Annotated in this window: 20 protein-coding genes and 1 tRNA gene; all 21 read left to right on the forward strand. The window is 41.2% G+C overall.

Going from position 1 to position 12,645, the window contains the following annotated elements:
* Positions 1 to 88: 88 nt before the first annotated feature.
* The 21 genes from GTK47_RS07535 to GTK47_RS07640 all read left to right on the forward strand — a co-directional run bounded on the left by GTK47_RS07535 (position 89) and on the right by GTK47_RS07640 (position 12,643).
* Entirely contained in the window at positions 89 to 331 is a 243-nt protein-coding gene (locus tag GTK47_RS07535; protein WP_159363451.1) for a hypothetical protein, read from the forward strand.
* An 11-nt stretch (positions 332 to 342) separates the two neighbouring features.
* Positions 343 to 591 carry a hypothetical protein gene (locus tag GTK47_RS07540; protein ID WP_115350921.1) on the forward strand — a complete coding sequence of 83 codons (249 nt, stop codon included), beginning with the start codon at positions 343 to 345 and terminating at the stop codon, positions 589 to 591.
* A 65-nt stretch (positions 592 to 656) separates the two neighbouring features.
* A tRNA-Pro gene (locus GTK47_RS07545) sits at positions 657 to 729 on the forward strand.
* Positions 730 to 830: 101 nt separating this feature from the next.
* The gene (locus GTK47_RS07550) at positions 831 to 1,148 is read left to right on the forward strand and encodes a phage holin, lambda family (protein WP_161711122.1); all 318 of its coding nucleotides are present in this window, start codon (positions 831 to 833) and stop codon (positions 1,146 to 1,148) included.
* Complete coding sequence (locus GTK47_RS07555; RefSeq protein WP_161711123.1) at positions 1,141 to 1,560, forward strand: structural protein; 420 nt, start codon at positions 1,141 to 1,143, stop codon at positions 1,558 to 1,560. Before GTK47_RS07550 ends, GTK47_RS07555 begins: the two co-directional genes overlap by 8 nt.
* Positions 1,561 to 1,759: 199 nt before the next feature.
* The gene (locus tag GTK47_RS07560) at positions 1,760 to 2,338 is read left to right on the forward strand and encodes a phage antirepressor N-terminal domain-containing protein (RefSeq protein WP_075673907.1); all 579 of its coding nucleotides are present in this window, start codon (positions 1,760 to 1,762) and stop codon (positions 2,336 to 2,338) included.
* Positions 2,331 to 2,783, forward strand: coding sequence for a lysis protein (locus GTK47_RS07565; protein ID WP_241256079.1), 453 nt, complete (start codon positions 2,331 to 2,333; stop codon positions 2,781 to 2,783). The genes GTK47_RS07560 and GTK47_RS07565 overlap by 8 nt, the downstream gene beginning before the upstream one ends.
* A 992-nt stretch (positions 2,784 to 3,775) precedes the next feature.
* Positions 3,776 to 4,207, forward strand: a complete 432-nt coding sequence (locus tag GTK47_RS07575) for a hypothetical protein (protein WP_165121738.1) — start codon at positions 3,776 to 3,778, stop codon at positions 4,205 to 4,207.
* Between the two features lie 86 nt (positions 4,208 to 4,293).
* Positions 4,294 to 4,641 carry an HNH endonuclease gene (locus tag GTK47_RS07580; RefSeq protein WP_161751966.1) on the forward strand — a complete coding sequence of 116 codons (348 nt, stop codon included), beginning with the start codon at positions 4,294 to 4,296 and terminating at the stop codon, positions 4,639 to 4,641.
* 233 nt (positions 4,642 to 4,874) lie between these two features.
* The gene (locus tag GTK47_RS07585) at positions 4,875 to 5,369 is read left to right on the forward strand and encodes a phage terminase small subunit P27 family (RefSeq protein WP_161706117.1); all 495 of its coding nucleotides are present in this window, start codon (positions 4,875 to 4,877) and stop codon (positions 5,367 to 5,369) included.
* A complete protein-coding gene (locus GTK47_RS07590; RefSeq protein ID WP_161769682.1) occupies positions 5,366 to 7,096 on the forward strand; it encodes a terminase large subunit in 1,731 nt (576 codons plus the stop codon). Before GTK47_RS07585 ends, GTK47_RS07590 begins: the two co-directional genes overlap by 4 nt.
* Positions 7,093 to 7,254 (forward strand): hypothetical protein, encoded by a 162-nt coding sequence (locus tag GTK47_RS07595; protein WP_006533924.1) that lies wholly within the window; start codon positions 7,093 to 7,095, stop codon positions 7,252 to 7,254. Before GTK47_RS07590 ends, GTK47_RS07595 begins: the two co-directional genes overlap by 4 nt.
* A complete protein-coding gene (locus GTK47_RS07600; protein ID WP_161769683.1) occupies positions 7,244 to 8,473 on the forward strand; it encodes a phage portal protein in 1,230 nt (409 codons plus the stop codon). Before GTK47_RS07595 ends, GTK47_RS07600 begins: the two co-directional genes overlap by 11 nt.
* On the forward strand, positions 8,463 to 9,068 hold the full coding sequence (locus tag GTK47_RS07605) for an HK97 family phage prohead protease (RefSeq protein WP_006533922.1): 606 nt from the start codon (positions 8,463 to 8,465) through the stop codon (positions 9,066 to 9,068). Before GTK47_RS07600 ends, GTK47_RS07605 begins: the two co-directional genes overlap by 11 nt.
* Before the next feature lie 15 nt (positions 9,069 to 9,083).
* On the forward strand, positions 9,084 to 10,307 hold the full coding sequence (locus tag GTK47_RS07610; protein ID WP_161769694.1) for a phage major capsid protein: 1,224 nt from the start codon (positions 9,084 to 9,086) through the stop codon (positions 10,305 to 10,307).
* An 88-nt stretch (positions 10,308 to 10,395) separates the two neighbouring features.
* Complete coding sequence (locus GTK47_RS07615) at positions 10,396 to 10,698, forward strand: head-tail connector protein (RefSeq protein WP_165126526.1); 303 nt, start codon at positions 10,396 to 10,398, stop codon at positions 10,696 to 10,698.
* A 6-nt stretch (positions 10,699 to 10,704) separates the two neighbouring features.
* A complete protein-coding gene (locus GTK47_RS07620) occupies positions 10,705 to 11,031 on the forward strand; it encodes a phage head closure protein (RefSeq protein ID WP_161769684.1) in 327 nt (108 codons plus the stop codon).
* Entirely contained in the window at positions 11,018 to 11,407 is a 390-nt protein-coding gene (locus GTK47_RS07625; protein WP_161769685.1) for a hypothetical protein, read from the forward strand. Before GTK47_RS07620 ends, GTK47_RS07625 begins: the two co-directional genes overlap by 14 nt.
* Positions 11,407 to 11,808, forward strand: coding sequence for an HK97-gp10 family putative phage morphogenesis protein (locus tag GTK47_RS07630; RefSeq protein WP_161711054.1), 402 nt, complete (start codon positions 11,407 to 11,409; stop codon positions 11,806 to 11,808). The genes GTK47_RS07625 and GTK47_RS07630 overlap by 1 nt, the downstream gene beginning before the upstream one ends.
* 11 nt (positions 11,809 to 11,819) lie before the next feature.
* Positions 11,820 to 12,293, forward strand: coding sequence for a phage tail protein (locus GTK47_RS07635; protein WP_165122630.1), 474 nt, complete (start codon positions 11,820 to 11,822; stop codon positions 12,291 to 12,293).
* Complete coding sequence (locus GTK47_RS07640; RefSeq protein ID WP_036904969.1) at positions 12,293 to 12,643, forward strand: phage tail protein; 351 nt, start codon at positions 12,293 to 12,295, stop codon at positions 12,641 to 12,643. Before GTK47_RS07635 ends, GTK47_RS07640 begins: the two co-directional genes overlap by 1 nt.
* The last annotated feature ends 2 nt before the right edge of the window (positions 12,644 to 12,645 follow it).

A 12,645-nucleotide genomic window follows, 5' to 3' on the forward strand; every position in this document is an offset into this window, starting at 1 on the left:
CTCCATATATCGTGAGATTATTGATAGTTTTTTTAAAACCTCGCTTCGGCGGGGTTTTTTGTTATCTGCAATGGTAAGGTGTCTTTTGGTGAGTAAAATCACCCTTGCACTGCATGGAGAAGGCGCCTTAACCATTGTGGAGAATGCCAAGGCTGATTGGCTAACTCGCATGGGCTACTGCACTTATCAGGATAGAAGCACACACGCCATGGGGAACCTGAACGCATACACTCTCAGCGTATGCCTCCACAATTATTCCAACCATCCGGAATTACCGGATAGTTCACATTTTGAAGATCGCCTAGGCGGTCTTTTTTATTATCTAAAATAAGGAACGAAATTATGTACGCACTTAAATTAATTACTGAACGTGAAGGTCGTAAAGTGGAAGAAGTCCACTGCTTAGGAGAAATGTACCGCCTAGAGTTTTACCCAGAATCAGAAAATAAAGATATCGTGGCGCGGGTTGAACACACAAAGAAAGATGCTATCCCTTCATTTGATATTAAGCGTACAGATCATGCTTACATTACGACAGTAACAGGTGATACTGTTCGGGTTATTTCCAGAGGCAGAAAAGCTTGCCAGTAAGGTCATTTCGGTGGCTTTTTTTATTTCTACCATTTTGTTGATATCACCGAAATGGTTTCGTATATGCTCCTTTAGTTTCAATATGGTAGAACGGCTATCTTCGGATGGACGGCTTGGGTTCGAATCCCGAAAGGAGCCTCACTTATGCCGACCACAGAATCAATCACAACACCTCACGTTCACACAAGAGCTGTGAGTCGGCGTTCTATTAACTAATTCCTCCAAATAAGGGGGTGAGTATGAATCATATGAAAGAAACCCCTGAATTTTGGGCTCAAGTATTCCAAGTTATCGACGCCCATAAGGAACAAGGCATTAGCGCAGCGCTAGCAACTAGCATGGCTATTCTACGTGGTAAATACAACGGAGGTGGCTGGAAGAAAACGTTATTTGATGGTGCTATGTGTGCGTTGTTTGCATGGTTTGTAAAAGACCTCTTGACGCTACTTGGCCTTAATCATGAATTGGCATATCTGGCTAGTGTATTCATTGGGTATGTCGGTGTGGATGGATTAAGTAAACTCATTAAGGGTAAGGCAGGGCTGAAAAATGACTAGACCCGCACGCGGTGAACGCAATAACAACCCAGGCAACATTGACTATAACCCACGTAATAAATGGAAAGGTTTAGTCGGAATTGAAACGGGAGTTCCTAACCCTCGATTCTGTGTCTTTGAGTCGCCTGAGTATGGCATCAGAGCAATTTATAAACTAACTCAAACATATCAACGTAAATATGGTTTGAACTCAGTATCAGCAATTATTAATAAGTATGCACCGCCAGTTGAGAACAACACGAATGGTTATGTTAGCCGTGCATCAAAAGAGATTGGTGTTGGTATTAATGACAAGATAGATACTCAATCAAAGTCAGTTGCTATCTCTTTAGCAAAAGCAATCGTGGGCGTTGAGTTGGGCTATCAACCGTATTCACAAAAAGTCTTTGAAGATGCTTGGTTGTTACTTTAACTCAATAATTAATCCTATCTCATAGCCTCGCATTTGCGGGGCTTTTTTGTATCCACGTTTTACGCACACCGAAAGTGCAAATCACATCGAGCCAATATTTAGGTAATGAGCCTTTGAGGGGATCAGTTAAAGCTGGTGTCGCTTCGATGGGCTGATTTCCTATTTCGGCAAAGGTTCATTACTAAATAAGGTAGACACTATGACTAATACAATTACTGTTCCATTTTATGATAACGAGCTTTATGTTGTTGAGCATAACAATGAGCCGTATGTTCCCATGAAGCCAATAATTGAAGGTATGGGATTAAATTGGGCATCACAGTTTACTAAGTTAAAAAAACGCTTTAGTAAAGGTATTGTGGAAATCGCAATACCTTCTAAGGGTGGTGAGCAATCAATGATTTGCCTACAACTTAGAAAACTTTCAGCTTGGATGCTGACTATTTACCCTAACAAAGTTAAACCTGAAATTAGAGGTAACGTTATTCGATTTCAGGATGAATGCGATGATGTCCTTTATCAATATTGGACAGAAGGGGTGGTTGTTAACCCTCGCAAGTTAAGCGTGATGGAACAACTCAATGAAGCTTGTGCTGATTTTAAAAGAGATGAAGCGATTGCGAGTAAGTTTGGCAAAGGGTTAAACGCTTGGAAGGATGTTAAGCCTCAACATGAAAATAAAATTCAGAGCCTAAAAGAAAAAGCAGGGGAAATGGTACTTGATTTTATTTTGATGGAAACGGGTAAAGGTAAAATAACGAGGGGTAGTTGTGAATAAGTTAAAGCCCTGGTTTCCCATTTTATTATGGGGAGCTTTGTGTGTTGCTCTATTCTTTTCAACCAAAGAAATGATTGAGCTTGGTAAAGAGAATAAAGAGCTAAAGAAAACAAACGACTCTCTTGTGGTTGAAATGGCCGATTACGAAAAGCGCATTAACTCACTTCATGAACTTGATACAACACACACGATGGAACTCACAAATGCAAAAGCTGAAATTGATAGGTTGCGCGTTAGTGCTGGGCGCAACCCTGAACGGGTGTACATCAAAGCCGAATGTCCAAAGAGCGCTACCACTTCCACCTCCGGCGTGGCTAATGCAACCACCGCCCGACCTACTGACACCGCTATCAGAAATTATTGGTTACTCCGAGAGCGAATTGCAGAATCAGAGCAAGTGATATTGGGATTACAGGATTATATTAGGACGGAGTGTGTGAACTAAAAAAAGCCCTACGTAGGGTACGAGGGCAAACTAACAAGATATCAATTAAAGTATAGCGATGTTTACTTAGTATAGCTTAGGTAAATATATATACCAGATTGATTATTCTTATCTATCTCCTACCTAAATAAACAGCGCAATATAAAAATAACCCTGTGAGTTTGGGCTCCCACAGGGCTTTCACTAGTATGTGTGAAAACAATAGATTATCAATATCCACTAAGCCAATCTGTTAATAATCAACGTAAGTTTTTAAAAAACAATCTTTCTTTGCCTGTTTGTCGTAGAGCAAGTTACATGGCGGTAGATCATTATCGTCGAAGTTCTCAAGCAAGTAGAAAAGGGCGAATGTTTGACGACTGCTTACATATTGCCAAAGTATGGGTGAATAAATTTGCTAAGGATATGATAAAAATATTTATATCTAGCGCGTTGTTATTTAGACATATTCTGTAAAAATAATAAGTTAACACAGGTTATTCAGCTATATTGGGCATGATTATTTTTTTAATTAATTATTTTAATGGATTTTATTTTCGTTTGTTCTTTGAGTCAGATTTTGTAGTGGCGAGGGAAATCAAGAATACAATAGCGATAATTGTGTATAAAAAATACATAATACCTCCTTGTTTGAATGTGTGTCAGAGAGGCTTTATTATTGATGTAAGGTCATTCGGGAAATAAACATCTATAACAAAAAACTAGCATTCTCACATAAGAATATAAGCCTATATATTAACATTAAAAGTAATTATCGAGAGTGATGTGAGTCTAATTAATATCATGAGTGTAAATTATTTATTTATTAATCATTTGGTTACAATGAAATAACATGCTGTAATTATCCATTACAAAGAATTGATTTTTTATTAAATTAATAGATGTAATTATAGTAATTAAATTCAATAAATATCATGTATTGAGAGGCGTTGATAGAGTTTATAGAGATAGCCATCAGTTAATCACTGGTGGCTTTTTTATTGGAGAAGATTATGTCAGATAAAAAAGAGATAGGTGAATTGATCTATAAAGTCTCAGTCGATACAACAGAGTTAGATAAGTTAGAAGAGCAACTCACTCGCATTAAGCAACTGATGCAAGATGTAGGTATCAAGGTCAATATCAAACCAGAGCAAGGCAATGATTTCTTTATTGCAGGTTCAGGTGGTTATTTTATTAAAGATGCTGTTATTGATGGAGCAAAACTTAAGTGCTGTGTATCAGGTGATGCAGTGTTTAGTGGTGTGCTTGTCAGTAATAAGTCAGAGCATGACATCAATGCTCAACTGACAAATTTACGAATGCAAATTGATCGACAAGATGTTGCTATCAATGAGTTAAAAAGAGTAATGGAAACTCAGAATAATGCATGGTCACAGGCTGTGAATGATTTAACTAACAGAACGTGGTGCAGTCAGAAGTAAAGGTGAAAATACCCTATGTTCAATAAAGGGTATTATCCTCTTCTTTAAAATGGCAGATATCTGCCCTTTAAATTATAGGAGATAACATGCCACCTCGCATACCTCGTGCGTGTCGTAAACAGGGATGCGCTAAGACAACAACAGAACGTAATGGTTACTGTGAAGATCATCAGAACTTAGGATGGGAAACCCACCAGCGCGGTAAGTCTCGTCATCAACGTGGTTATGGTAGTAACTGGGATAAGTTACGAGTACGTATACTCAAACGTGATAAGTATCTGTGTCAGGAATGCTTAAGAATAGGACGAGCAACTGAAGCGAAAACGGTTGACCATATCATTGCTAAAGCACATGGGGGTACCGATGCAGACACTAACCTGCAGTCATTATGTATTCCATGTCATAGAACCAAGACAGCAAAAGAAAGAATCTAATATTAAATATAATCCATTGATATATAACAATTAAATAAATTTATGAAAAATATTTAATTTCACATTGATATTATAACGCACAGGGAGGAGGGGAGGGTCAAATCTCTACCACTTTCGCCTGATAGGACCGCCCCCTTAAGTCAATTTTTATACCCGCGAAAAATGAAATTAAAACTGGCTAATTGTTTAGCAATATTTATGCATTGGATCCTGAATTATTTGGAGGTTTATTTATGGCTGGCACTCCGGGCAAATCTGGTCGTCGCCCGAAGCCTACCGCCAGAAAAGAATTGGCCGGTAATCCGGGAAAACGAGCACTCAATAAAGACGAGCCGGTATTCACACCACTAAAAGGCGTGACGCCACCAGATTGGTTTACCGAAAACAAACTAGAGCTTGCTGTTGTTATGTGGGAAGTCACAATCAAGGAGCTTTGTGGTCAAGGCATATTATGTATTACCGATCTCGCTGTGCTTGAGCGTTGGTGTGTCGCCTATCATATTTGGCGTAATGCGGTAATTGCGATCATGCGTGATGGTACTCGCTTAATTGGCGCCACAGGAGGGCCAATAAAAAACCCTGATTTAACGACAAAAAAAGAACAAGAAAGTGAAATGGATCGCACAGGCGCAATGTTGGGTTTAGATCCGAGTAGTCGTCAGCGATTAATTGGCCTTGCGGGGCAAAAAAAGCAAGATAACCCCTTTATGAGGATTATTTCATCATGAGTCGTAAATCTTACCCGAACGTCAATGCGGCAAATCAATATGCGCGTGATGTGGTGCGTGGCAAGATTGTGGCATGTCAGTATGTGATTGATGCCTGTCAGCGACATATTGATGATATGGCACAAGAGAAATCGCGAAAATTTCGCTATCGATTTGATAAGGATTTAGCCGAGCAAGCTGCAAAGTTTATTCAGTTATTGCCCCACACCAAAGGTGAGTGGGCATTTAAACGAATGCCTATTACGCTTGAACCTTGGCAACTCTTTATTGTTTGCAGTGCATTTGGGTGGGTTCAAAAAGGAACAAAACTTCGTCGCTTTCGTGAGGTGTATACCGAAATTCCGCGTAAAAATGGGAAATCAGCTATTTCCGCAGGCGTTGCGCTGTATTGCTTTACTTGTGATAACGAATTTGGTGCGGAGGTTTATTCTGGTGCTACGACAGAAAAACAAGCATGGGAAGTATTTAGACCAGCTAAGTTGATGTGTAAGCGCACTCCGTTGTTAACCGAGGCATTTGGCATTGAGGTTAATGCAAAAAACATGAATCGCCCTGAAGATGGGGCGCGTTTTGAACCGCTGATTGGTGACCCAGGTGATGGTCAGTCTCCACATTGTGCAATCGTGGATGAATACCATGAGCATGATACTGACTCCCTTTACACAACAATGCTAACCGGAATGGGGGCAAGACGTCAGCCGTTGATGTGGGCTATCACAACGGCGGGTTATAATATCGAAGGGCCTTGTTACGATAAGCGCCGTGAAGTGATCGAAATGCTCAATGGAACAGTGCCTAATGATGAATTATTTGGTGTCATTTATACCGTTGATGAAAAAGATGATTGGACTGATCCGAATACACTGAAGAAAGCTAATCCCAATATGGGGGTTTCTGTTTATAGTGAGTTTCTTATTAGTCAGCAAAATAGAGCTAAAAATAACCCTCGATTAGCCAGTATTTTCAAAACTAAACATTTAAATATTTGGGTTTCTGCTCGTTCGGCTTTCTTTAATATGTTGAGTTGGCGAGCGTGTGAAGATAAAACACTCACGTTAGAGATGTTTGAAGGTCAGTCTTGCTATCAAGCTCTTGACTTAGCTAGAAAAATCGATATGAATTCGCGGGTAAAGTTGTTTACTCGTGAAATAGAAGGCAAACGTCATTATTACTGCATTTCACCCAGTTTTTATGTGCCCTACAATGCAGTTTTTAGTGCTGATATTGAAAATCAGCGTACTGCAGAGCGATTTAAAAAATGGGTAGAAACAAAACATTTAACCCTCACTGATGGCGCGGAGATTGATTACCGCGTTATTTTGGAAGATGCAATAGCAGATAACCTCAATACACCCATTAGTGAAAGCCCAATTGACCCTCATGGAGCAACTAACTTATCGCATCAGTTAGCCGATGAAGGGCTAAACCCTATCACAATCGTTCAAAACTACACAAATATGTCGGATCCAATGAAAGAGCTTGAAGCTGCAATTGCTTCTGGGCGCTTTCATCATGATGGTAATCCGATTATGACATGGTGTATGGGGAATGTGGTTGGTAAATATCTACCAGGTAATGACGATGTGGTGAGGCCCATTAAAGAGCAGAACGAGAACAAAATTGACGGTGCAGTTGCATTAATTATGGCAATTGGGCGAGCAATGCTACATGAAGAGCGTGACTTCCTTTCCTCTTTAGATCCTAACGAAGACCTTTTATTCCTATGAAAAACTTATTACTTGATATCACTGCACTGGCTGGTGTTGGTGCGGTTATGGCGGGGTGTTATCTAAAATATGGTGTTGCTAACACGCTGATTATCGGTGGTTGCATTGCAATAACCTATGCCTTGGCGGTAGCTATGAGGGGGAAACGTGTTAATTGATGCTCTATTTCGCAACGACTCATCCAGTTTAGAGAACCCTAACACACCGATTACGGCTGACTCTATTGATAATGACGGATTATTTACGGCTGATGTATATGTTAGCCCTGAAACATCCATGAAATTAGCAGCAGTTTATGCCTGTATTTATGTGCTTTCATCGTCTATTGCCCAGATGCCACTGCATGTAATGCGAAAGTCGGGTAATAGGGTAGAAACTGCGCGTGATCATCCTTTGTTTTATTTAGTTCATGATGAGCCTAACGAGTGGCAAACAAGCTATAAATGGCGCGAAACAAAAGAGCGTCATGTGCTGGGGTGGGGGAATGGTTATACGCAAGTTATCCGTAATCGAAAAGGCGAGGTGACAAATTTAGAAGCTTGTATGCCGTGGGAAACGACACTGCTTAATACTGGTGGTCGATACACTTACGGCGTTTATAACGAATTGGGGAATTTTGCCATTAGCCCTGATGACATGATCCATATTCGGGCGTTAGGGAATAATCAAAGAATGGGGATCAGCCCAATCATTCAACATGCGGAAACCATCGGCATGGGTATGTCCGGGCAGAAATACACAAGTTCGTTTTTCGGTGGTAATGCTCGTCCGGCAGGTATCGTCTCAGTGAAGGGTGATTTACAGAAAGACGGCTGGGAGCGACTGAAAGATATGTGGCAAAAAGCTTCCCGAATGTTACGAAGTCAAGAAAATAAAACCATGCTTTTACCTGCCGATCTGGATTACAAGGCGCTGACGGTTTCTCCTGTTGATGCTCAATTGATTGATATGTTGAAACTGAATCGCTCAATGATTGCAGGGATCTTCAATGTGCCAGCTCACATGATTAACGACCTCGAAAAAGCCACTTTCTCAAACATCTCAGAACAATCCATTCAGTTTGTACGGCATACCATCATGCCATGGGTAGTGAACTGGGAGCAGGAATTAAATCGACGCTTGTTTACTCGACAAGAGCGAGTGGCCGGCTTTTATGTGCGATTTAATTTAGCGGGGTTGTTGCGAGGGACACCGAAAGAGCGAGCCGATTTCTATCATTTTGCCATTACAGATGGTTGGATGAGTCGTAATGAGGCGCGTGCCTTTGAGGATATGAATCCTGTTGATGGTCTTGATGAAATGCTAGTGAGCGTCAATGCGACTCAGTTCACAGGGGGAAAAACAGAAGAACCGAAAGGGGATAACGATGAGCAGTGAAAAAGAAACACGATGTTATGTCGGTGAGGTTCGGGCGGAAGCAGGAGAAGAAAATAAACCGACACATATCGTGGGTTTAGGCTCTGTTTTCGATTCCCGATCTGAGCTGATTTATGGGTTCCGTGAAATCATTAAGCCGGGCGCATTTGATGATGTACTCAATGATGATGTGCGCGGGTTATTTAATCACGATCCAAATTATATTTTAGGGCGAACAACCGCAGGAACCTTGTCGCTTAGCGTCAATGAACGTGGGCTTGTTTACGATATTACGGCACCTGATACACAAACCATTCGTGATTTAGTGTTGGCACCGATGCAACGTGGCGATATCAATCAAAGTTCTTTTGCATTTCGAGTGGCGCGGGACGGTGAAGACTGGTACCAGGATGATGAGGGTGTTGTTATTCGTGAAATAACCCGATTTTCTCGACTCTATGATGTCAGTCCTGTCACCTATCCTGCGTATCAAGATGCAGACTCTGCAGTTCGTTCAATGAATGCATGGAAAGAAGCCAGAGATAGTGGCGATCTCCAAAAAGCAATTAATCAAAAATTGGCGCGTGAGCGTCTTATGACTTTACTCAATGCATAAGGTAATACTATGACTATGAAGCTTCATGAATTAAAACAAAAACGTAACACTATCGCGATTGATATGCGCGCCATTCACGAAAAAGTGGGTGATGGTGTGATGACTGAAGAGCAACGCACTCAATGGAATAAAGCGCAAACTGAACTTGAAAATTTAGATGCTCAGATTCAGCGTGAAGAGCAACTACGCTCATTAGATCAAGATTTGGTTGATGACAAAGAGAAAGAACAGCGTGGTCAACAACCGAATAACCCTGAAACAGAGCAAGCAGAGCGTCGCAATCAAGCGTTTGACCGCTTCCTGCGCTGTGGTTTTGGTGAACTCACTGCAGAAGAGCGCCAAGCGGTCAAAGAACTTCGTGCACAGGGTACTTCGCCCGATGAGAAAGGTGGCTATACCGTTCCTACTCAGATGTTGAATAAAATTGTTGATCAAATGAAAGCCTATGGCGGTATTGCAAGTGTGGCTCAAATTTTATCAACTGCCACCGGTCAAGATATTACCTGGTCAACATCCGATGGTACTGATGAAGAAGGTGAATTACTGGGCGAAAATACCGCAGCAGGTGAGCAAGATGTTGAGTTTGGTACTGCCATTTTAGGGGCTAAAAAACTTACATCAAAAATTATTCGCGTTTCGAACGAATTATTGCAAGATAGTGGTGTAGATATTCAAGCGTATCTGGCTTCACGTATTGCTCAGCGCATTGGTCGTGGTGAAGCTAAATACTTGATTAAAGGCACTGGAAAAGGATCACCTGTACAGCCATCAGGTTTAGAAACCTCAGTGACAAATACGGTTGATGTAGCCGGCGCCTCATTAAGTTGGAAAGATATTACCGAGTTAGAACATGCGATTGATCCTGCGTACCGTAATAGCCCTAAATTCCGTCTTGCTTTTAATGATGATACGTTGAAAAACCTAAAGTTAATGGAAGATGCGCAAAAACGCCCTTTATGGCTTCCGTCTATTTCGGGTGTCGCACCCGCTCAAATTTTAGGTATGCAATATGTTGTTGATCAGGCTATCGACAAAATGGAAGCGGGTAAAAAATTCATCTTCTGTGGTGACTTTGACCGCTTCATTTTACGTCGTGTGACCTACATGACGTTGAAGCGTTTAGTTGAACGTTACGCAGAATATGACCAAACTGCGTTCTTAGCTTTCCATCGTTTTGATTGCGTACTTGAAGATACTTCTGCAATTAAAGCGCTGGTGGGTAAAAGCGCGACAAAATAGTTTTAAATAACACTGAATCAATCAAGTACCGCTTAATTGCGGTTTTTTTGTGCCTGCGATCTGGATGGTCGCAGGTATTGGGGGATTTATGCCATTACCCACACTGGAAAAATTAAAGCAGCAATGTCGATTGGATGAGGATAATACCTTAGAAGATGAATTGCTGAAAACTTATCTGATGGCGGCGAAGCAACGAGCTGAAGGGTATACCAATCGACATCTCTACGAAAAGGATATTCCAGAGGGAGATCCTGACGGTCTATTAATCACTGATGATATTGAATTGGCTCTTATGCTGGCCGTTGGTAATTTCTATGAAAATAGAGAAACAGCCATATTGCCAGCAGGATTTAAATTACTGCTCGATCCCTATCGTCATATTAATCTGTGAGGAATGATGAAAGCCGGTGAACTTAATAAACGCATCTCTCTTTCTCACTATGTTACTGAACGTGATGATTTTGGGAGTCAAAAAGTCGTTTCAAAAAAAGTGGCAGAGGTATGGGCCAAAGCAGAATCGATGTCGAACCGTAAGATTCGTACAGCTGACCAAGATCAGGTAATTGAAACCTATCAATTCACTGTTCGCCCTCGCTCTGATGTTGATATGGGGTGGCTGGTGGGCTATCAGGGGCGACTATTTACCGTTCGGGCTGTTGATCGTAATCAGTCAGATAGAGCCATTATTACTACGGAGGCAAATATTCAACATGATAGAAGTTGATATTAAAGCCGATCTTGAGCGTATTACGGGGCTATTAGCTTATCCGCTGAAACTCCCTTCCGATAAATTAGAAGGAGTTATCTATCAACGGATTAGTGATCCAAAGATAGACTCTGGATTAGCCCGCACATCACTGGTTCAAGCTCGTTTCCAAATCGTTATTCAAATTTCCGATGATTACCCAAAAGCATTAAAACTGGAATCGACACTCTGTCGTGAATGGGAAGCCATTCAACATGGTTATATTGGCAACTACCCTGTTCAAACTGTTCAGCGAGGTAACTTTCTGCAGGACATGACTGAGCAAACGGAAAATCGCAAAATCTACCGTATTTATCGTGATTTTATTATCACTTATCCCGAGGATGCAACGTGATAACCAACCTTAGCGTGACAGGGTTGGATGAATTAGGTCGGAAATTAAAACAGTTAGAAGTTGAGTTAAAAACCAAGATATTACGTGAAGCAGGGCGAGAAGCCATGCAAGTTGTGAAAGATGATATGGAAGCGCATGCAGGGTTTGATGCAAAAAGCACTGAGCCTCATATGCGAGACAATATCACCATCAAAACGACACGAGTAAAAAACACGAATGGGGCTGTTATGGTCACCGTAGGACCGACAAAACCTCATTATATGAAAGCTCGCGCTCAAGAGTTCGGCACCATCAAACAAGTTGCCCGTCCTTTTATTCGTCCAGCCCTCGATTACAACCAACGTGCGGTGCTCAATACCTTAACTGAGCATATTCGCCATGCCCTTTCTTTATATACTTAGGAGTAAAAATAATGGCAGATCAAAAAACATCGCCAGAATACGCCATGCTTCCCGCAGGCACTATTGTGAAATTTGGTAAAGCAGGTGATACCGTTGAACAAATGAAGCCACTGGTTAACTGTAAGGCATTAGGTGCCACAGGACAATCAGGGAGCTTTGTTGACGTCACGACACTCATCGATAAAAACAAACAATTTATTTCTGATTTACCTGAAGGACCTGAAAAGTCGTTAGGCTTCATTGATGATCCAGAAAATGAAAACTTTGTTGCGTTCTTGAATGCAGCAGAAAAGCGTGAAACGGTGCAGTTTTACTGCGAACTTCCTAATAAACGTACCGCAACGATGGTCCTTTCATTATCAGGCTGGGAATTAAATGACATCTCAGCGCCTGCTAATGAAGCCATCCAGATCACCGTAAAAGGAAAACAAAATAACCTTGTATGGGGAACTTCTTCTGCAACATCAACAGGAGATCAGGGTTAATGAAAGGATTAAAAGCCTCTTTACTTACAGCGAAACCTCAAATTATCGAAGTCGATATTCTATGTGGAGTAAAGGTAAACATTCGTCGTATGACGGCTAACGAGTTGATGAATTTGGAACTTGAGGTTTCTGAATTAAATCAACATGGCAAATTACGTGAGGCATCATTACGTAACGTAGGTATGTTGCTGAATTGCTTGGTTGATGATGAAGGTAAGCCGATAAGTAAATCGTTACTACCCAAACCAGAAGAATTGGTTAACGTCCATGATAACGCGATCCTCATCGAAGCGATTAACGTCGTGAAGCAACACTCCATTGGCACGTTAGACGAGGCAAAAAAAAACTAACG

Source organism: Proteus sp. ZN5 (assembly GCF_011046025.1).
In the GTDB taxonomy this organism is placed as follows: domain Bacteria; phylum Pseudomonadota; class Gammaproteobacteria; order Enterobacterales; family Enterobacteriaceae; genus Proteus.